The sequence below is a fragment of the Pandoraea sp. PE-S2T-3 genome (assembly GCF_002179965.1).
In the GTDB taxonomy this organism is placed as follows: Bacteria; Pseudomonadota; Gammaproteobacteria; order Burkholderiales; family Burkholderiaceae; genus Pandoraea.
The window spans coordinates 1-20,370 of sequence record NZ_NGUQ01000008.1 but is presented as its reverse complement, the minus strand read 5'-3'; the positions used below and the strand labels follow the sequence as shown (position 1 = coordinate 20,370).

Sequence of the window (20,370 nt, the reverse complement as noted above, 5' to 3'; positions counted from 1 at the left end):
GCGATCGATCCATGAGTCTGAATAAACTCGTTATCTGCGGTGTCGGCCTGATCGGCGGCTCGCTGGCGCGTGCGCTAAAGGCCGCAGGGGCCGTGCAGGAGGTGGTCGGTGTCGGGCGTAGCGAAGCATCGTTGGCGCGCGCCTGCGAACTCGGCGTGATCGACCGTGCCGCCACCTCGATGGCGGATGCGTTGGCCGGTGCCGATGTTGTGGTGCTCGCCGCGCCCGTTGCGCAGACCCCGGCATTGCTCGCCGCAATGCGTGATCATCTGCACGGCGACACGATCGTGACGGATGCGGGCAGCACCAAGAGCGATGCGGTTGCCGCTGCACGCGCTTCGTTGGGGGAGGCTGTCTGGCGCTTCGTGCCGGGGCATCCGATTGCCGGCGCGGAGTTATCCGGTGTCGATGCCGCGAAGGTTGACCTGTATCGTGACCGGCGCGTCGTCTTGTGTCCGCAGCCCGATAACCGTGGCGAAGACGTGGCGCGTGTGCGCGCCATGTGGGAGGCCACGGGGGCGCGTGTTTCAGAGATGACCGAAACGCAGCACGACCGCGTGTTCGCGTCGGTCAGTCATCTGCCGCATGTGCTGTCCTATGCGCTGATCGCGCAGATTCTCGAGGCCCCCGATGCGGCGCTGAAGTTCGGCTTTGCGGGTGGTGGGTTTCGCGATTTCACACGCATTGCCGCATCGAATCCGGAAATGTGGCGCGACATCTGCGTCGCCAACCGCGAAGCATTGCTTGCCGAACTCGATGGCTATCTGGCAACGCTGGGCACGCTGCGCGAACTGATTGATACCGGTGACGGTGCCGGTCTCGAGGCCGTGTTCACGCGTACGAGTCAAGCGCGCACCGACTGGGCCAAGCAACAGGAAAAGTAATGGAAACGCTCGATCTCGGCCCGTACGGGCACGCCGAAGGCACGCTGCGCCTGCCCGGCTCGAAAAGCATCTCAAACCGGGTACTGCTGCTCGCCGCGCTCTCGCGCGGCACGACGCGCGTACGCGATTTGCTTGAATCCGACGACACCCGCGTGATGCTCGACGCGCTTGCTGCGCTCGGCGTTCCTTGCACGCAAGTGGGCGATACACGTGACTTCATCGTGGAAGGCTGTGGGGGTGTGTTTCCCGTCAAGTCGGCCAAGCTCTTCATGGGCAACGCCGGAACGGCAATTCGCCCGTTGACGGCCGCGCTTGCGCTCAGTCACGGCGACTACGACGTGTCGGGGGTGGCGCGCATGCACGAGCGTCCGATCGGCGATCTGGTGAACGGGTTGCGACAGCTTGGCGCGCAAATTGATTACCTCGGGAACGACGGTTATCCGCCGTTGCACATCAAGCCGGCCGACGTTATGGCACCTGCCACGCCGATTCGCGTGCGAGGCGATGTGTCGAGCCAATTCCTCACGGCGCTTCTGCTCACGCTGCCGCTGCTGCCGTCGGCGACTGGCGAGATTGTGGTGGAAGTCGAGGGTGAGCTGATTTCCAAGCCCTACATTGACATCACCTTGCGCTTGCTGCGCCGGTTCGGCATCGACGTGCGGCAGGATGGTTGGGAGCGCTTTACGCTGCCGGCGGCAGGGGCGGATGGTGCCAAGTATCGTAGCCCGGGTGAGATTCGTGTGGAAGGCGACGCTTCGTCGGCATCGTACTTTCTCGCTGCGGGTGCGATTGGCGGTGGCCCGCTCCGAGTCGAAGGCGTGGGACGCGACAGCATTCAGGGTGACGTGCGGTTTGTCGACGCGCTTGCTGCGATGGGCGCGCGCGTCACGTTGCGCGACGATGCCATCGAAGTGCATGGCATCGATACGCCGAGCGGCAAGCTGCGTGCACTCGACATGGACTTCAATCACATTCCCGATGCGGCGATGACGATTGCCATCGCGGCGTTGTTCGCCGATGGCACGACGACCCTGCGCAACATCGCGAGCTGGCGGGTGAAGGAAACGGACCGCCTCGCTGCGATGGCGACCGAGCTGCGCAAGGTGGGGGCGACGGTGGAAGAGGGCGCGGATTACCTGCGCGTGACCCCGCCCGCAGCACTGACGCCGAAGGCGTCCATCGATACCTACGACGATCACCGCATGGCGATGTGCTTCTCATTGGTGAGCCTCGGCGGCGTGCCGGTGACCATCAACGATCCGAAGTGCGTTGCGAAGACCTTCCCGACCTATTTCGACGAGTTTGCCCGCGTGGCATCGTGATCGTTGTGAAGGGATGGCGATGACGGACGGGGGATCAGCCCTGTCCCGTCATCGTTTGCCAGAGCAGCACACCGTTGAGCGCCACAATGGCCGCGGCAATGACCCAGGCGAGCGCCAGCAGCAGGCCGCGGACTCGCCATTGCCCCATCAGCTTGGCATCGCCGGCAAAGCGAACGAGCGGAACCACGGCAAACGGCAATTGCAGACTCAGTACCACCTGACTGAAGATCAGCAGGTTGGTTGTCTGGGCTTCACCGCCGTGGCCGACGATCAGTAGTGCGGGAATCAAGGCCAACCCTCGTGTGATCAGCGCCCGTTGCCAGGGCTTCATGCGCAGGTTCAGGAAGCCTTCCATGGTGACCTGACCGGCAAGCGTTGCCGTCACCGTCGAATTGAGGCCGCAGGCGAGTAGCGCAACGGCGAACATCACGCCGGCCCATTGATTACCCAGCAACGGGGTGAGCATTTTGTGGGCGTCGCCAAGCGATTCCACGCCGGTGTTGCCGCTGGCGTGAAATACCGCCGCCGCGAGAATCAGCAACGCCGCGTTGATCAGAAACGCGAAGCCGAGCGAGAGCGTCGTGTCCCATTGTGTGGCGCGCAGCGCGCGCGCCATCGTGGCCGGCGTGCGTTCGGGCATGGCCTCGCCACGCATGCGCAGCAGGGCTGAATGCAGGTAAAGGTTGTGCGGCATGACCGTCGCACCGAGAATGCCGGTCGCGAGCCAGAGCATGCCCGCCTGCGCGACGATTTCGCTGCGCGGGCGCATACCGGCAAGTGCGGCGCCCCAATCCGGATTGGCGAGGGCCAGTTGGGCGGCAAAGCAGCCGGCGGTCAGCAGAATGAGCGCGGCGACGGCACCTTCCAGGCGGCGTTGTCCGAAACCTTGCAAACCGAGCATGGCAAAGGCGAGTGCCCCGGCGAGCAGTACACCGACGGGCAGCGACAGGCCGAAGAGTAGTTGCAGCGCCACTGCGCTCCCGATGATCTCGGCGAGGTCGCAGGCGATGATGGCGATCTCGCAAAGCGCCCATAACGCCAGCGAAGTGCGGCGGCTATACTGGCTACGTGAGAGTTGGGCAAGGTCGCGCCCGGTCACCAGACCGACGCGCGCGGCAAGCCACTGCAACAGCAAGGCCATCATGCTCGAGAGCAGCACGACGGACAGGAGCGTGTAGCCGTAACGGGCGCCCCCGGCGATGGCCGTGGCCCAGTTGCCCGGATCCATATAGCCAACGGCAATCAGCGTGCCCGCGCCGGCGAACCCCAGCCAGCGCTGCGGACGGCGCGGCGGTTCGTCGGGTGAGGGGGCCCACTCGGGGCCGACTAAGGGATAATCGCGGCTTTGCATGGCAGTGACACCTTCCGGAACGCGAGTTGCGTTTATATCTAAATGATAATCATTATTATTTAGTTCGGAAGTTTTATTTTTCAATGCGTTGGATAGACAGAGACGAAGGGATGCCTGATTCGATGTTCGTGGACGATTCGGTTTCGGTAATTACGGTGGATGGCCCGACGGCGTCCGGCAAGGGAACGGTCGCGCACCGTGTTGCCGACGCGTTGGGCTTCCATTATCTGGACAGCGGCGCGCTTTACCGCCTGACGGCGCTGGCAAGCGCCCGTCATGGCATTGATCCGGAAGACGCCAACGGCCTGACGGTGTTGGCCGAGACGCTCGATGTGCGGTTCAAGGAGCAACGTATCTGGCTGGCAGGTGAGGATGTCACCGACGCGATCCGGGCCGAGGCGATCGGCAACCGGGCGTCGAGTATTGCGGTGCACAAGTCGGTGCGTCAGGCGCTGGTGGCCCTGCAGCGGGGCTTCAAGACCGCGCCGGGACTCGTGGCGGACGGTCGCGACATGGGCACGGTGATCTTCCCCGAGGCGGAATTGAAGGTGTTTTTGACGGCATCGCCACAGGCCCGTGCCGAGAGGCGGTATAAGCAATTGATAGAAAAAGGTTTTTCTGCTAACATAGACAGTCTCATGCTGGATCTTGAGGCGCGTGATGCACGGGATAGAAACCGTGTCGAAGCGCCGCTACGGCCAGCTGAGGGTGCGCGGGTACTCGATACTTCCGGGCTCAACGTCGATCAGGCGGTGGCTCAGGTGCTCGAATGGTTCGCGCAAGTGCAGTACCCGCAAGGCGCCTGACCGAGTGTTTCATGCAGTCACTCAGTCCGGATTTGTCTAACCTTTAACCCAACCGTTGTGCGTTTTTGTCAGCCCCCCTTCGGGATCTGAGACGCCAGCGGCGTAATCCACATTTATGTCCGACCTGCAAACCTCGACCAACGAATCTTTCGCGGCGCTTTTCGAAGAGTCGCTCTCCCGTCAAGACATGCGTGCTGGTGAAGTCATCAGCGCTGAAGTCGTTCGGGTTGACCACAACTTCGTGGTCGTCAACGCCGGGCTCAAGTCCGAAGCGTACATCCCCATCGAAGAATTCCTGAATGATCAGGGCGAGGTCGAAGTTCAGGCCGGCGACTTTGTTTCCGTGGCGATCGACGCCCTGGAAAACGGCTACGGCGACACCGTGCTGTCGCGCGACAAGGCCAAGCGTCTGGCTTCGTGGCTGCAACTGGAAAAGGCTCTCGAATCGGGCGACCTCGTGACCGGTACGATCACCGGCAAGGTCAAGGGCGGCCTGACTGTGATGGTCAACGGCATCCGTGCATTCCTGCCGGGTTCGCTGGTTGACACGCGTCCGGTCAAGGACACGACCCCGTACGAAGGCAAGACCCTCGAATTCAAGGTTATCAAGCTCGACCGCAAGCGCAACAACGTTGTGCTGTCGCGCCGTGCCGTGATCGAAGCCACCCAAGGTGAAGAGCGCGCCAAGCTGCTCGAAACCCTGAAGGAAGGCGCGATCGTCAAGGGCGTGGTCAAGAACATCACCGACTACGGCGCATTCGTGGACCTCGGCGGTATCGACGGCCTGCTGCACATCACCGACATCGCATGGCGTCGCGTGCGTCACCCGAGCGAAGTTCTGTCGGTTGGCCAAGAAGTCACCGCCAAGATCCTCAAGTTCGATCAAGAGAAGGGCCGTGTCTCGCTGGGCGTCAAGCAACTCGGCGAAGATCCGTGGGAAGGCATTGCTCGCCGTTACCCGCAAGGCACCCGCCTGTTCGGTAAGGTCACCAACATCACCGACTACGGCGCATTCGTCGAAGTGGAATCGGGCATCGAAGGCCTGGTTCACGTGTCGGAAATGGACTGGACCAACAAGAACGTTGCGCCGACCAAGGTTGTCCAGCTGGGCGACGAAGTCGAAGTCATGGTTCTTGAGATCGACGAAGACCGTCGTCGTATCAGCCTCGGCATGAAGCAATGCAAGCCGAACCCGTGGGATGATTTCTCGCGCAACTTCAAGAAGGGCGACAAGATCAAGGGCGGCATCAAGTCGATCACCGACTTTGGCGTGTTCATTGGTCTGCCTGGCGGCATCGACGGCCTGGTCCACCTTTCGGACCTGTCGTGGAGCGAAACCGGCGAAGACGCCGTCCGCAAGTACAAGAAGGGCGACGAAGTCGAAGCCGTGGTTCTCGGTATCGACGTCGAGAAGGAACGCATCTCGCTGGGTATCAAGCAGCTCGAAGGCGATCCGTTCAACACGTTCGTTGCTATCAACGACAAGGGCTCGATCGTCAACGGTACGGTCAAGTCGGTTGACCCGAAGGGTGCTGTCGTGTCGCTGGGTGAGGACGTCGAAGGCTACCTGCGTGCTTCGGAAATCTCGCAAGATCGCGTGGAAGATGCCCGCAACGTGCTCAAGGATGGTGACGCCGTCAACGTGATGATCGTCAACATCGACCGCAAGTCGCGCAACATCAACCTGTCGATCAAGGCCAAGGATTCGGCTGAGCAACAGGAAGCGATGAGCAAGTTGTCGTCGGACAGCTCGGCAGCGAGCGGCACCACCAACCTCGGTGCGCTGCTCAAGGCCAAGCTGGACAGCCAGAATCAGTAAGGTCCAAGGCCTATGACCAAGTCTGAATTGGTCAACCAGTTGGCGGCGCGGTTTCCCCAGTTGGTGCTCAAGGATGCCGATTTCGCGGTGAAGACGATTCTCGACGCGATGGCTGACGCGCTTGCGCGCGGCCACCGTATCGAGATCCGCGGATTTGGTAGTTTTGGGCTCAACCGTCGGCCACCGCGCGTCGGCCGCAACCCCAAGTCGGGTGAGAAAGTGATGGTGCCGGAGAAATTCGTGCCTCACTTCAAGCCCGGCAAGGAGCTGCGAGAGCGGGTTGATCACAAGGCGTCGGACCAATAAGGCCCTTTGGGATCTACTACGCAAAAAAAGCGCCTCAGGGCGCTTTTTTTGTTTCCGGGAGCGTAGATGCACACAATTCCCGGAAATGTGAAGCGCGTTGCATGAACGCCGCCTCCCAGGGCACATCCGGTACAATACGCGCACGTGCCGGCCCGCGCGTGGGCAGTGTCAATGTGCCACGCGGGCCGAACAAGTCGCAAAACATACGGCAATCCTGCCGCAGGAGCCTTTCGGCATGAAGCTGATTGTTTGGATCGTTCGTCTCATCGTCTTCGTGGTGTTGCTGTGTCTCGCACTCGCCAACACGGGCGAGGTCACGTTGAACCTGTTCCTGGGCCATACGTGGACGGCACCGCTCATCATGATCGGCCTGGCGTTCTTCGTGGTCGGTGGCGTCATCGGCGTGCTGGCAACGTTGCCGAGCCTGATGCGTCAGCGACTTGAGCTGCGTCGCACCCGCCGGGATCTGGCGCGGGCGCAGCGCGACCCCGAGGCGAGCGACCAGCCGCCAATGCTGCCGCCGGTCTGAACCGGCAGGCGCGCAAGCTGGCGACCTTCGCCATCCTCATCGACTGTTTCAAAGACAACACGCATCCATGGAATTCGAGGTCTGGTGGCTACTGGCCATCCCGGTGATTTTCGGCTGCGGCTGGGTCGCTGCGCGGCTGGATTTGCGCAGCCTGCTCTCCGAGAGCCGCAACCTGCCGGCGTCCTATTTTCGCGGGCTGAACTTCCTGCTCAACGAGCAGCCGGACAAGGCGATCGATGCCTTCATCGAAGTCGCCAAGCTCGACCCCGAGACAACCGAACTGCACTTCGCACTCGGCAGCCTGTTTCGCCGCCGTGGCGAGACCGAGCGCGCCATTCGCGTGCATCAGAACCTGCTTTCGCGCGATGATCTGCCGAAAACCGATCAGGAGCACGCGCTCTATGAACTCGGTCATGACTTCCTGAAAGCAGGGTTGCTCGATCGCGCCGAAGAAGCCTTCGGCCGACTGCAAACGGGCAACTACGCCAAGGCGGCGCAGCACGCCAAGCTCACGATCTATCAGATCGAAAAAGAGTGGCGTAAGGCGCTCAGCGAAGCCGAGACGCTCAGCGATCTCGACCCGGCCGTGTCGTACCGCAAGGAAATCGCACAGTTTCATTGCGAACTGGCGCAGGAAGCGCTGCAACGCAAGGACGCCGAAGCCGTCGCGCGCGAGCTGGATGCGGCGCTCGACGTCAACCCGGCCAACGTGCGTGCGCCGCTCTTGCGTGGCGATATGCTGCTGGCAGCAGGCGACGCCGAAGGTGCGCTGCGCGTGTTGCGCACGATCGAAGAGCAGAACCCCGTTTATCTGGGGCTGGCTGCCAAGCGGTTGATGCGTGCCTATGAAGCATTGGGGCGTGCGCCGGAAGGGCTGGCCTTGTTACACGACGCGCTGATGCGAAATCCGTCTGACGATTTGCTTGAGATCGTCTATGAAAAGACGTTGTCGCTGAATGGTCCCGAGGCCGCGCTGAAGGCAATGCGCGAGCAGATGCAGCGGGCGCCGAGCGCGCCGGGAATGGCGCGTTTGCTCGAAGCGCACGCCGCGACGGCCCATGGCGACACGCAGACCGATCTGCAATTGATGGGCAAACTCATCACGCAACGCACGAAGTCGCTGCCGCGCTATGTCTGCGACCAGTGCGGCTTCCGTGCCCGACTCTTTTACTGGCAGTGCCCCGGCTGTAATGGCTGGGAGACTTATACGCCGCGACGTGCCGACGTGCCGGCGGCCTCCTAATTTTTTAAAGTTCGCGCAATCATGAAAGTCACCATCATCGGCTCCGGTTACGTCGGCCTCGTTACGGGCGCGTGTCTGGCAGACGTCGGCAACGACGTGTTCTGCCTTGACGTCGATCCGCGCAAGATCGAGATTCTGAACAACGGCGGCGTGCCGATTCACGAGCCGGGTCTCCAGGAGATCATCGCGCGCAATCGTGAAGCGGGCCGCCTGCATTTTTCGACGGATATCGAAGCGTCGGTCGCGCACGGCGACGTGCAGTTCATCGCCGTGGGTACCCCGCCCGACGAAGACGGTTCCGCCGACCTGCAATACGTGGTCGCGGCCGCCCGCAACATCGGCCGTTACGCCAAAGACTTCAAGGTCATCGTCGACAAATCGACGGTGCCGGTCGGCACGGCAGACAAGGTGCGTGCCGCCGTGAGCGACGAGCTTGCCAAGCGCGGTGAAGCCGTGTCGTTCTCGGTGGTGTCGAACCCCGAGTTTCTGAAGGAAGGCGCGGCCGTGGACGACTTCATGCGCCCCGACCGCATCGTGATCGGCGTGGATGACGATGCCGACGGCCAGCAGGCGCGTGCCATGATGAAGCGTCTGTACTCGCCGTTCAACCGCAACCACGAGCGCACGCTGTATATGGATGTTCGCTCGGCAGAGTTCACTAAATACGCGGCCAACGCGATGCTCGCGACGCGTATCTCGTTCATGAACGAGCTGGCCAATCTGGCCGACCGCGTGGGCGCTGACATCGAAAACGTGCGTCAGGGCATCGGCTCGGACCCGCGCATTGGCTATCACTTCCTCTACGCCGGCTGCGGCTACGGCGGCTCGTGTTTCCCGAAGGATGTGCAGGCACTCGTGCGCACGGCCGACGACTATGGCCTGCCGCTGCGAATTCTCGATGCGGTGGAAGCCGTCAACGAGACGCAGAAGACCGTACTGATCGGCAAGATCGTGAAGCGTCTGGGTGAAGACCTCTCGGACAAGACGTTCGCGCTCTGGGGCCTCGCCTTCAAGCCGAACACCGACGACATGCGCGAGGCCCCGAGCCGTCGCGTGATTGCCGAGCTGGTCGCGCGTGGCGCGCGCGTGCGCGTGTACGACCCGGTGGCGCTGGAAGAAGCGCGCCGCGTGATTGCGCTCGACTTCGCGAACGATCCGACGGCCCACGCACGCATTGAGTTCTGCACCTCGCAGAACGATGCGCTCACCGGCGCCGATGCCCTCGTGATCGTCACCGAATGGAAGGCTTTCCGCAGCCCCGACTTCGCCCGTGTGAAGGCGTCGCTGTCGATGCCGCTGATTTTCGACGGTCGTAATCTTTACGATCCGGAAGCGATGCGCGAGCTGGGTGTGGAGTACCACGCCATCGGCCGCGGCTTGCACGTGCCGGCATAACATTCAAGGAACCAAGGAACGATTGATGACTTTCACGGTAACTTCTATCTCCGGTACGGTGCCGGTGCCTGATGTGCCCCGCCTGCCTCGCGAAGCGTTCGCGAGCGCTCGCGTGCTGATCGTTGGCGACGTGATGCTTGACCGCTATTGGTTCGGTGACGTGAATCGTATTTCTCCTGAGGCGCCGGTGCCGGTCGTTCACGTCAAGCGTAATGAGGAGCGCCTGGGTGGCGCGGCCAACGTCGCGCTCAATGCCGCGTCGCTGGGCGCGCAAGCCGGGTTGTTGTGCGTGCTGGGGCAGGATGAACCGGGCAACCGAGTTGCAGATCTGCTCGAAGCGAGCGGTGTGACGACGTATCTCACACGTGATGCGGACCTGGCGACGACGATCAAGCTGCGCATCGTCTCGCGCCAGCAGCAACTCTTACGCATTGATTTCGAGAACATGCCGGCACGCGAAGTGTTGCTGGTCGTGCTTGATCAATACCGTCAACTGGTGAACGACTATGACGTTGTGCTGCTGTCGGACTACGCCAAGGGCGGGCTGACACATGTGCAACCGATGATTGAGGCGGCACGTGCGGCGGGCAAGGCAGTCCTTGTCGACCCGAAAGGCAGCGATTACGAGCGCTATCGCGGCGCGACGATCCTCACGCCGAACCGCTCGGAATTGCAGCAAGTCGTGGGCGAATGGCGTTCTGAAGACGATTTGACACAGCGCGCGCAGAATCTGCGCGAGTCGCTGGCCCTCGATGCCCTGTTGCTCACGCGCTCGGAAGAAGGGATGACTCTCTTCACCAAGGGCGGGGCGTTGAACGTGCCGGCGCAGGCACGCGAAGTGTATGATGTCTCGGGCGCTGGCGACACCGTGATCGCAACGCTCGCGGCGTCACTTTCTGCTGGCTTGTCGCTGCCGCAGGCAGTGGTGCTAGCCAACCGTGCCGGCAGTATTGTCGTTGGCAAGCTGGGCACGGCGAGCGTGGACTACACCGAACTTTTCCCGAACTGACATGACCATCATCGTGACCGGCGCCGCAGGTTTCATCGGCGCCAACATCGTCAAAGCCCTCAATGAGCGTGGTGAAACCGACATTGTGGCGGTCGACAACCTCACTCGCGCTGACAAGTTTCACAATCTGGTGGATTGCGAGATCAGCGACTACCTGGACAAGACCGATTTCGTCGCACGTTTCCAACGTCGCGAATTCGGTCGCGTGCGTGCGATTTTCCATGAAGGCGCCTGCTCCGACACCATGGAGACCGACGGCCGCTACATGATGGAGAACAACTTCCGCTACACGCGGGCGCTGTTCGATGCATCGCTGGCTCAGGCCGTGCCGTTTCTCTATGCCTCGTCGGCGGCAACCTATGGCGCGTCCGAGACCTTCGTCGAGACGCGCGAATACGAGAAGCCGCTGAACGTCTACGGCTACTCGAAGTTTCTGTTCGACCAGATTGTGCGCCGCGCCATGCGCGACGCCGGCGGCAAGCTGCCGAGTCAGGTGGCCGGTTTCCGTTACTTCAACGTGTACGGTGCACGTGAGGCGCACAAGGGCCGCATGGCGTCGGTGGCCTTCCACAACTTCAACGAATACCGCGCCAATGGCCGCGTGAAGCTCTTCGGCGAGTACAACGGCTACGCGGCGGGCACGCAAAGCCGCGACTTCGTATCGGTGGAAGACGTGGTCAAGGTGAACCTGCATTTCTTCGATCACCCTGAGCGCAGCGGCATCTTCAATCTGGGCACGGGCCGTGCGCAGCCGTTCAACGACATCGCCGTGGCGGTGATCAACACGTTGCGCGAAGAGAAGGGCGAAGCACCGCTGGAGCTCGACGAACTGGTGCGTCAGGGACTGATCGAGTACATCGACTTCCCGGATGCGCTGCGTGGCAAATATCAGAGCTTTACGCAGGCGAATATCGACCATCTGCGTCAGGCGGGCGGCTATGCGCAACCGTTCTATACGGTGGGCGAAGGCGTCTCGCGTTACGTGCGCTGGTTGCTGGCGCGATGAGCGGCGATACGAAGCGAATCGGCTGAACGACGGGGAACCCAGTGGGTTCCCCGTTTTGTTTTGCACGGCACCTGACGCCGGATGTCATCCGGAAGCGTTCGGGCGCGTTAACCTCGTTATACGTATCATTTTCCGGCGTGCACCCGAGTCAGGGAGCATTGGCCAGAGAGTGGACGGGTTCTGACTACGCAAGGGTGGAGAAGGGCGCGTAGGGCTGCCTGACCGGAACACCGGAACACCGGAACACCGGAACACGGGAACGGGCAGCAAAGGGAGGAGGTGGCCGGGAGGGCATCACGATCCGCTCGCCATCGCCGGTCTGGTTCGTCGGACCACGCCGTTTTTCCCAACGTCGCGCATGGCGCCGGACGTTGGACGCGGCAAGTCGCCGACTGTCTCAAAAAGGATTGCACCATGCTCCGCAAGCTCTTGCTGGCAGTTGTCACCTTTTTTGCCCTGTGCGGCCTGGCCATGGCCGCGGTCGACATCAACACCGCCGATCAGGCGACACTCGAATCTCTCAAAGGCATCGGCCCGGTCAAGTCCAAGGCCATCATCGACGAACGCAACGCGCACGGCCCTTATAAAGACGCCGCCGATGTCGCCAAGCGTGTCAAAGGACTCGGCGCCAAGTCGGTCTCGACGCTGCAAACCGAAGGTATGACGATCAACGGACAGGGCGGTGGGGCTGCCCCTGCGGCGACGACGAAGCCGGCTGCTGCGCCCGCAACTCCTGCGGCTCAGGCACCTGCGCCTGCTGCACCCACTGCGCCCGCCAAACCGGCGCCAGCCACCGCGCAGGCCCCCGCAGCCCCGGCCCCCGCCACGACCATGAAGCCTGCACCGTCGACGACCATGCAACCGGCCCCCGGCACCGCGATGAAGTCCACATCACCGGGACCGGCCATGACGGCGAACCCCGCCGCGACGGCTGCACCGGCAGCGGCAGCGACGGGTACGGCCGCCGCAGCCGCGACCGACACGACGGCCAAGACCAAGTCGTCGAAGTCGAAGAAAGCCAAAGATGCCGCCGCCGCCCCGGCAGGGGCCTCAGCGGCGGGCGCTGCTGCACCGGCAGCCGATGCAACCCAGGCCACGAAGTCGAGCAAATCGAAGACGTCGAAGGCTTCAGCAGCAACCGCACCGTCGGCAGCGTCGGCACCGGGTGCTGCGACGGATGCGGCTCCGGCGAAGCCCGCCAAGTCGAAGAAGGCCAAGGCCCCGGCAGCGGCAAGCGCACCCAAGGCGTAACGGTGTAAAGGCGGAAAGCCGTAATGCCGTGATGCCGCGACCCCGCCCTTGTTCTGGCTAAGCCGTAAACAACGGCAGGGCAGGAATACCGAAGGCCGATCCGGGGCAATACCACGCCCGGATCGGCCTTCGTCTTTCTGCTTCGCATTGCGCGTTCGATTCCCGTAAGCCCTTACCCTGAGCGCGGACATGGCCGGTGGATTAGAATGTTTCGATTCCCGACCGAAAAAGCTTAGCGCAATGGCCTATAAGACTATCGAAGACACCATCGGCAATACGCCGCTGGTGCAACTGGTGCGTTTGCCCGACGACGAAATCCGCCGCCGCAACAACGTGATTCTCGGCAAGCTCGAAGGCAACAACCCGGCCGGCTCGGTGAAGGACCGTCCGGCACTCTCGATGATCAAGCGCGCCGAGCAGCGCGGGCGCATCAAACCGGGCGATACGCTGATCGAAGCGACCTCGGGCAATACGGGCATCGCGCTGGCCATGGCAGCCGCGATTCGTGGTTACAAGATGGTGTTGATCATGCCGGAAGATCTGTCGATCGAGCGTCGTCAGAGCATGGGCGCGTACGGTGCCGAGATCATCCTGACCCCTGTGAAGGGCGGCATGGAATACGCGCGCGACCTCGCCGAGCAGATGCAACGCGACGGCCGCGGCACCATCCTCGACCAGTTTGCCAACCCGGACAATCCGCTCGCGCACTACGAAAGCACCGGCCCCGAAATCTGGCGCGATACCGAAGGCCGTATCACGCATTTCGTGTCGGCCATGGGCACCACGGGCACGATCATGGGCGTGTCGCAATACCTGAAGGAACAGAACGATGCGGTGCAGATCATCGGTGCCGAGCCTGCGGAAGGTTCGCGTATTCCGGGCATTCGTAAGTGGCCGGAAGCGTATCTGCCGAAGATTTTCGATCGCGCTCGCGTGGATCGCACGATATCGGTGACGCAGGCGGAGTCCGAGATCATGGCGCGCCGTCTCGCCGCTGAAGAAGGCATTTTCTGCGGCATTTCGGCCGCAGGTGCCTGCCAGATTGCGCTGAACCTGGCGCACGAAGTTGAGAATGCGACCATCGTATTTGTGGTCTGCGATCGCGGCGACCGCTATCTGTCGACGGGTGTGTTCCCGGCGTAAATGCGTGATCGCGTGAGCGCACGCACGACAGCGTGAGAATGAAGAAACGGGACCTTGCGGTCCCGTTTTTATTGGTGCTTGAAGCTGCCGTACGACGCGACTATTTCGGCGTGTGTCCCATCATGGCGCGCGCGCCGCCTTGATCGCATCGGCGAGGTCATACACCGACATCGCGTAGAAGAAGCTGCGGTTATAGCGCGTGAGCACGTAGAAGTTATTCAACCCCATGCGGTACTGCGTCGCTTGACCCGGTGTGGGGAGATCGACGATCAGCACCGGGGTGTCGAGCTTCGCGCCCACATCGAGACGCGGCTCGTTCATCAACATACCGGCCTTGATGAAGTCGCTGAGTTTCCAGTGCGGCTCAGGCTGACCGTCGGCACCGGCTTCCGCCAGCCCCTGACTGCCCCGGTCGTTTGCGATGTTCCACACGACCGGCTGGCCCGGTTGCCAACCGTGTTGCTTGAGGAAGTTGGCGACGCTGCCGATGGCATCGGCGACATCGGTCGTCAGGTTGATCTTGCCGTCGCCGGTGTAGTCCACCGCATAGTTGCGGATCGACGAGGGCATGAGTTGCGGAATGCCGATGGCGCCCGCATACGAGCCGTAGATGCTGAACGGATCGACGGCGCGCTCGCGTGCGTACAGCAACAGGTTCTCGAGTTCGTTGCGGAAGAGCGCCATGCGCTCGGAACGATTGCGCGCGGGCGGGTAATCGAACGCGAGCGTGGTGAGCGCGTCGATGGTGCGGAAGTTGCCCATGTTGCGGCCGTAGATTGTCTCGACGCCGATGATGGCGACGATGATCTCTTCCGGCACGCCGTACTGCTTCGCTGCGCGGGCGAGCGTGTCGGCGTTCTGATTCCAGAACCGCACGCCGCCGTTGATGCGCGTGTTATCGAGAAAACGCTTCTCGTAGTTGATCCAGTTCTTCTGCCCCGGCGTGGCGGGCGGGGCCGCGAGACGCGCAGCAGTCTGCGAGAACACCACACGCGAGAAAATCTTCTGCAATTCGGCGCGATTGAAACCGTCGCGCGCGACCACGTCGTTGATGAACGCGTCGACGTCAGGGTTGGCCGCGTAGCGTTGCGGCACCACTTCTTCCTCGAATTCCGTCGATTGCTGTGCGACCTGCTTGGGGCGCGATGTCTGCGCGTGCACGCTGGACGCGCCTAGCGTCGTGACGGCAAACACGCCGATGCACAGCGCAGTGCTTAACGTTGTGCTTAAGGTAGCGCTTAAGGTGGCGCTTAAGGTCGTTCCCAGCACGCACATTGAGCGTGTGAGTGGCTGGGCGTCGCAGGAGGTGCGGCCGTTGTCCGGTCGTTGGGCGCGGCGCGATTGCGCCGGCGCGAGAGAGTCTTGCATCCGTACCGGTGATGTCATGCTGTCTGTCAGGCCTGTATGAAGTCCGAATGCGACATGTCGGCGCGGGCCGGCGGTGTCGCGTGAGCGTTTCGTCTAGCGGTTACGTCTAGAGCGTCGGTCATTCGTGTCGGTTCCGGCCGTCTCGCATATTGCACTACGAACGGCCCTCGCCAACTGACACGGGTCTGCTGGAAAGAGACTGCTGGCAGTATAACCGAGTGCACCTGTGATACCTTAGGGCCTGTCACTGACAGTGCTCATGGGGGATGTCCGCCATAGGCAGGCGTTTGCCAGTGTTTGCCAATGAAGACCAGTGCAATCCGGCTCACGCTCGCCAGGCTCCTTGCCCGGCCGCTACCGGACGTGGAGACTACGGCGCGGCGGGTATCCCCCGCCTCGTTCCAATATAACGATACGAACGCGACACATCGAATGGCTACCGGGTTTTATACGCACCCCGATTGCGTCCGTCACGAGATGGGCGAGTGGCATCCGGAATGTCCCGAGCGGCTGCGCGCCATCGAGGATCAACTGATCGCCGGGCGCATCGACGGCTTGCTCGAGCGCCGTGAAGCGCCAGCGGCCGATGAGGCCAGCCTGCGACTCGTGCACACGCAAGATCACATCGACTTCATCCGCGACAATATCCCCGAAACGGGCTATTTCCCCATCGATCCCGACACCTTGCTCAATCCGTACTCGTGGCGTGCTGCCACGCGTGCGGCAGGCGCTGCGGTGGCGGCAACCGATGCAGTCATTCGCGGTGAACTGGACAACGCGTTCTGTAGCGTGCGCCCGCCGGGCCATCACGCGACGCCGACGCGCGCCATGGGCTTCTGCCTGTTCAACAACGTGGCGATTGCGGCGGCTCACGCGCTGGAAGTACACGGTCTGTCGCGCGTGGCCATCGTCGACTTCGACGTGCATCACGGCAACGGCACCGAAGCGGCTTTCGCCAACGACGATCGCGTGCTGATGTGCGGCATCTTCCAGCACCCGTTCTATCCGTTCTCGGGCGCCGATCACCCCGCACCGAACATGCTCAATATCCCGCTCTCGGCGCGGACATCGGGCATGGCGGCGCGCGAGGCCATCGACTACGGCTGGCTCGGGCAACTCGACGCGTTTCGTCCCGAGATGATTTTCTTCTCGGCAGGCTTCGATGCGCATCGGGAAGACGATCTCGGTAACCTCGGGCTGACCGAAGCGGACTTCACGTGGATGACCGAGCGCGTGAAGGCCATTGCCGATCGTCACGCGAAGGGGCGCATCGTGAGTTGTCTCGAAGGGGGCTACAACCTCTCGGCACTCGGCCGCAGCGTTGTGGCGCATCTGAAGGTGCTCGCCGACGTTTGAGCGGCTTTCGAGCGGTGCCTGCACTTCACCCCATTCGATGCCGCGCGGCATGACGTGGCACAGGAGACGATCATGAGCGCTACCGACGAATCGCTGGTTTTCGCCACGCGCGGTGAAGGTGATCTCGCGGGCGTCGTGACGCTCACGCTGAATCGTCCGCGCCAGTTCAACGCCTTGTCCGAAGCGATGCTCGATGCGCTGCAACACGCGCTCGATGCCATCGCGAACGACGCCAGCGCGCGCGTTGTCGTGCTGGCCGCCGCAGGCGCGGCGTTCTGCGCCGGGCACGATCTCAAGGAAATGCGCGCCGAGCCGTCGCTCGACTACTACCGCCGACTCTTCAATCAATGCACCCGCGTGATGATGACCATGCAGCGCATGCCGCAACCCGTTATCGCACGTGTGCATGGCATTGCGACAGCGGCAGGGTGCCAGTTGGTGGCGATGTGCGATCTGGCGGTGGCAGCGTCGGCGGCACGCTTCGCGGTGTCCGGCATCAACGTGGGATTGTTCTGCGCGACACCGGGCGTGGCGCTCTCGCGCAATCTGTCGCGCAAGCAGGCGATGGAGATGCTGCTGACGGGCGACTTTATCGACGCCGAAACCGCGCGTGAACGCGGCCTCGTCAACCGGGTGGTGCCGATGGAGCGGCTCGACGCGGAAGTGGCGGCGCTCTGTGCATCGATACTCGCGAAGCCTGCGGCAGCAGTCGCCGCCGGCAAGGGCCTGTTCTATCGCCAACTGGAGACGGGCATCGAAGCGGCCTACCAGATGGCCGGCCAGACAATGGCGTGCAACATGATGGACGATTGCGCGCTCGAAGGCGTTCAGGCATTTATCGAAAAACGTGCCCCGGATTGGGCGAAGTCATGAAGCGTGCCGAACGAGACATGTGACCGGGCAAGTCGCCGCAACGGCAACGCTCGTATTATCCATCCGCCACGCTAGCACCGCGTCGCGCGCTACCACTGCTTCTCCAGCACCAGCGGCCCCGGCGTTGCCGTGCGGCTCACGGCGTAGCCGTTGCCGGTGAACCACGCGCGTAGTTCCTTCACCATGTCCGGATTGCCGCACACCATGATGCGCGACGTGGCAGGGTCGAGCGTCGCGCCCAATGATTTTTCCAACGCTCCCGATTCGAGCAATGACGTGATGCGGCCATAGAGCGCACCGGGGGTCTGCTCGCGCGTCACGCAAACGCCGAAGTGGAGCTTCTCGACCAGCGCCGGATCGACGTCGGGATGCGAGAAGTGGCGTAGTTCCTCGTAATAGGCGAGATCACGCTCCCAGCGCACGCTGTGCACCACGTAGATATTCCGGAAGCGTTGCCACACGGCCGGATCGCGCAGTATCGACACGAACGGCGCGAGGCCCGTGCCCGTGGCGAGCAGCCAGAGATCGTCGCCACCGGTGAAGCGATCGAGTGTGAGAAAGCCGTAGGCAGTGTGATCGACGAACATTTCGTCGCCGACCTTGAGCTTCGCCATGCGTGGCGTCAGCAGCCCTTCGGGAATCGTGATTACGTAGAACTCCAACGTATCTTCGGCAGGCGAATTTACGAAGGAATACGCGCGCCAGATCAGTTGTCCGTCGTCGCCGGGAAGGCCGAGGCGAACGAACTGCCCGGGCGCGAATTGCAGGCCGGGCGGCCGTGTGGTCTTGATGCTGAAGATCGTCGGCGTCCAGAAGTGCACGCCGGTGACGGTTTGCGGCGAGTATTTCGTCTGCGCTTGCATGCCGGGGCTCCTCGCGAATACGTACGAGCCCAGTGTAACGCGCAGCGCGGCCTATCGGGATGAGACCCTGCTACCGTGTTGGGATCGCAGGGCGAGCGGCCTCAAGCGCTATCGTGCGCGGGTTCGGGCGTCTTCGCGACCGGCAGGTGCTGCAACATCCACTGCGTGAGATCGCCAATGACCTTCTCGCGGTCGAGATCGTTGAGCGTCTCGTGAAAGTGACCCTTGTAGAGATGGAGCGTCTTGTCCTGCGAGCCCGCGTTGTCATGAAACTGCTCGCTGGCCCACGGTGCGGTGAGTTTGTCCGCGGTGCCGTGAAAGACATACAACGGCAGATGCAGTGCATCGGCGTTGGCGTGAATGCGCGCCATCGCGTCGAGCAATTCGGCGGCGGTGCGTGCCGGGGTGCCGCGATAGGCGTTCAACGGATCTTGCTTGGCGGCGTCGACCACCGACTTGTCGCGCGAAATCATCGCCGGATCGATCTTGAAGACCGGCACCTTCGGCAGCCAGCGTGACACCCAGCGCCCGGCCTTGGCGAGCCACGGGGCAACGGGTTCGCCCGGCGCGAGGGCAGGGCTGCTCAGAATCAGCCCTCGCACGTGGGCGGGCGCTCGTGTGATCGTGTAGAGCGCGGCAATCGCACCCCCCATGCTGTGGCCGAGCACGAACAGCGGCACTTGTCCGAAGGTGTGGCGCACGTGGGTGAGAAAGATCTCGGTGTCGTCGAGATATTCGTCGAAGTGATTGACGAAGACGCGCGCACCGGCCGAGCGGCCGTGTCCGCGCAGGTCGTACGTGATGGTGGCGATCTGATGCGAGGCGAAGTGCTCGGCGAGCCGCGCGTAGCGCCCGCCGTGTTCGCCCATGCCGTGCACGATAGCGACCACCGCGCGCAGCGGTGCACTCGTGTTGCCCATGTTGTCGGGCCGCCAGCTCTGCACGTGCAGCTCGAGGCCGTCGCTGGCCTTCAGACGCGATTCCGAATGCGTGGTCATGTCTTCCTCCTCGCCCGGCGGCAGGGCGCTTGTCACCGAATTCCAAATGGATCCCCGGCGGGCCGTCATGCGTGTGACAGTCTGAATTCCGGGTGCGCCATTCGATCATAGGCGTCTGTGCGACGGGTGGATTTCTCTAGAGGAAATGCACCACGAAGACACTGGTTGAGCGCCACGATTTGCATAAAAATAGCACGATCGTTCGGGGCGGTGATGGCGTATCGCCAAGTGCCACCGCGGTTCCGGCGCCGCTATCGCGAGGATCGCGCATGCGTGGCATATCCAGAGGGCGCATCGGCTCATTGCCACAAAATGCCATAAATATGCAATAAATGCGTCAGCAACCCTGTGGTTATAATGGCAGCGGATTGACGTAAACGTAACTTTGGAGCGAGTTCATGAAGATCCTTGTACCGGTCAAACGGGTAGTGGATTACAACGTAAAGGTTCGCGTGAAGAGCGACGGCAGTGGCGTCGACATTGCGAACGTGAAGATGTCGATGAATCCGTTCGACGAGATCGCGGTGGAAGAGGCGGTGCGTCTGAAGGAAGCGGGCGTGGCGACGGAAGTGATTGCGGTGTCCGCGGGTGTGGCGCAATCGCAAGAGACGCTGCGCACGGCGCTGGCCATCGGTGCGGATCGCGCAATCCTGATCGAATCGGATGAAGAACTGCAACCGCTGGCCGTGGCCAAGTTGCTTAAGGCCGTGGTCGACAAGGAGCAGCCGCAACTGGTGATCCTGGGCAAGCAGGCCATCGACGACGACTCGAACCAAACCGGTCAGATGCTCGCGGCGCTCGCAAAGCTGCCGCAGGCGACGTTCGCTTCGAAAGTGACGGTCGCGGAC

19 protein-coding genes are annotated in these 20,370 nt (G+C 62.5%); 15 read left to right on the top strand and 4 right to left on the bottom strand.

Going from position 1 to position 20,370, the window contains the following annotated elements; translation table 11 throughout:
- The first annotated feature begins 11 nt into the window (after positions 1 to 11).
- On the top strand, positions 12 to 884 hold the full coding sequence (locus CDV46_RS05810) for a prephenate dehydrogenase (RefSeq protein WP_087688666.1): 873 nt from the start codon (positions 12 to 14) through the stop codon (positions 882 to 884).
- The gene (gene aroA, locus CDV46_RS05805; RefSeq protein WP_087722049.1) at positions 884 to 2,206 is read left to right on the top strand and encodes a 3-phosphoshikimate 1-carboxyvinyltransferase; all 1,323 of its coding nucleotides are present in this window, start codon (positions 884 to 886) and stop codon (positions 2,204 to 2,206) included. Before CDV46_RS05810 ends, aroA begins: the two co-directional genes overlap by 1 nt.
- Positions 2,207 to 2,240: 34 nt before the next feature.
- Here the strand turns inward: aroA and CDV46_RS05800 are convergent, their stop codons facing one another.
- Positions 2,241 to 3,557, bottom strand: coding sequence for an Nramp family divalent metal transporter (locus tag CDV46_RS05800; protein ID WP_087722048.1), 1,317 nt, complete (start codon positions 3,555 to 3,557; stop codon positions 2,241 to 2,243).
- A 110-nt stretch (positions 3,558 to 3,667) separates the two neighbouring features.
- Between CDV46_RS05800 and cmk the strand changes: the two genes are divergently transcribed.
- From cmk to cysM, 10 genes are all read left to right on the top strand, one after another.
- Positions 3,668 to 4,363 carry a (d)CMP kinase gene (cmk, locus tag CDV46_RS05795; RefSeq protein WP_087722047.1) on the top strand — a complete coding sequence of 232 codons (696 nt, stop codon included), beginning with the start codon at positions 3,668 to 3,670 and terminating at the stop codon, positions 4,361 to 4,363.
- Between the two features lie 115 nt (positions 4,364 to 4,478).
- Complete coding sequence (gene rpsA, locus CDV46_RS05790) at positions 4,479 to 6,182, top strand: 30S ribosomal protein S1 (RefSeq protein ID WP_058375474.1); 1,704 nt, start codon at positions 4,479 to 4,481, stop codon at positions 6,180 to 6,182.
- A gap of 12 nt (positions 6,183 to 6,194) precedes the next feature.
- Positions 6,195 to 6,488 carry an integration host factor subunit beta gene (locus CDV46_RS05785; protein WP_017232087.1) on the top strand — a complete coding sequence of 98 codons (294 nt, stop codon included), beginning with the start codon at positions 6,195 to 6,197 and terminating at the stop codon, positions 6,486 to 6,488.
- Between the two features lie 235 nt (positions 6,489 to 6,723).
- Complete coding sequence (locus CDV46_RS05780; protein ID WP_042115054.1) at positions 6,724 to 7,017, top strand: LapA family protein; 294 nt, start codon at positions 6,724 to 6,726, stop codon at positions 7,015 to 7,017.
- A gap of 67 nt (positions 7,018 to 7,084) precedes the next feature.
- Positions 7,085 to 8,260 (top strand): lipopolysaccharide assembly protein LapB, encoded by a 1,176-nt coding sequence (gene lapB / locus CDV46_RS05775; RefSeq protein ID WP_087722046.1) that lies wholly within the window; start codon positions 7,085 to 7,087, stop codon positions 8,258 to 8,260.
- Between the two features lie 21 nt (positions 8,261 to 8,281).
- A complete protein-coding gene (locus CDV46_RS05770; protein ID WP_087688662.1) occupies positions 8,282 to 9,655 on the top strand; it encodes a UDP-glucose dehydrogenase family protein in 1,374 nt (457 codons plus the stop codon).
- A 25-nt stretch (positions 9,656 to 9,680) separates the two neighbouring features.
- Positions 9,681 to 10,664: a D-glycero-beta-D-manno-heptose-7-phosphate kinase gene (gene rfaE1 / locus CDV46_RS05765; RefSeq protein ID WP_058375471.1), complete on the top strand. Its 984-nt coding sequence runs from the start codon at positions 9,681 to 9,683 to the stop codon at positions 10,662 to 10,664.
- A 1-nt stretch (position 10,665) separates the two neighbouring features.
- Entirely contained in the window at positions 10,666 to 11,670 is a 1,005-nt protein-coding gene (gene rfaD, locus CDV46_RS05760; protein ID WP_087722045.1) for an ADP-glyceromanno-heptose 6-epimerase, read from the top strand.
- A 414-nt stretch (positions 11,671 to 12,084) separates the two neighbouring features.
- Positions 12,085 to 12,921 carry a ComEA family DNA-binding protein gene (locus tag CDV46_RS05755; protein ID WP_087722044.1) on the top strand — a complete coding sequence of 279 codons (837 nt, stop codon included), beginning with the start codon at positions 12,085 to 12,087 and terminating at the stop codon, positions 12,919 to 12,921.
- 240 nt (positions 12,922 to 13,161) lie between these two features.
- On the top strand, positions 13,162 to 14,064 hold the full coding sequence (cysM, locus tag CDV46_RS05750; protein ID WP_058375468.1) for a cysteine synthase CysM: 903 nt from the start codon (positions 13,162 to 13,164) through the stop codon (positions 14,062 to 14,064).
- 120 nt (positions 14,065 to 14,184) lie between these two features.
- On the opposite strand, the gene mltB is transcribed toward cysM, so the two are convergent.
- A complete protein-coding gene (mltB, locus tag CDV46_RS05745) occupies positions 14,185 to 15,258 on the bottom strand; it encodes a lytic murein transglycosylase B (protein ID WP_254915942.1) in 1,074 nt (357 codons plus the stop codon).
- 606 nt (positions 15,259 to 15,864) lie between these two features.
- Between mltB and CDV46_RS05740 the strand changes: the two genes are divergently transcribed.
- Together CDV46_RS05740 and CDV46_RS05735 are read left to right on the top strand one after the other, a co-directional pair.
- Positions 15,865 to 16,788, top strand: a complete 924-nt coding sequence (locus CDV46_RS05740; RefSeq protein ID WP_087688658.1) for a histone deacetylase family protein — start codon at positions 15,865 to 15,867, stop codon at positions 16,786 to 16,788.
- Positions 16,789 to 16,860: 72 nt separating this feature from the next.
- Positions 16,861 to 17,661 carry an enoyl-CoA hydratase gene (locus CDV46_RS05735; protein ID WP_087722042.1) on the top strand — a complete coding sequence of 267 codons (801 nt, stop codon included), beginning with the start codon at positions 16,861 to 16,863 and terminating at the stop codon, positions 17,659 to 17,661.
- Between the two features lie 89 nt (positions 17,662 to 17,750).
- On the opposite strand, the gene CDV46_RS05730 is transcribed toward CDV46_RS05735, so the two are convergent.
- Together CDV46_RS05730 and CDV46_RS05725 are read right to left on the bottom strand one after the other, a co-directional pair.
- The gene (locus CDV46_RS05730) at positions 17,751 to 18,524 is read right to left on the bottom strand and encodes a ferredoxin--NADP reductase (RefSeq protein ID WP_087688656.1); all 774 of its coding nucleotides are present in this window, start codon (positions 18,522 to 18,524) and stop codon (positions 17,751 to 17,753) included.
- Positions 18,525 to 18,625: 101 nt separating this feature from the next.
- A complete protein-coding gene (locus tag CDV46_RS05725) occupies positions 18,626 to 19,522 on the bottom strand; it encodes an alpha/beta hydrolase (RefSeq protein ID WP_254915941.1) in 897 nt (298 codons plus the stop codon).
- A gap of 398 nt (positions 19,523 to 19,920) precedes the next feature.
- Here CDV46_RS05725 and CDV46_RS05720 point away from each other — a divergent pair.
- A partial coding sequence (locus CDV46_RS05720; protein WP_140413306.1) for an electron transfer flavoprotein subunit beta/FixA family protein occupies positions 19,921 to 20,370 on the top strand: 450 nt, incomplete at its 3' end.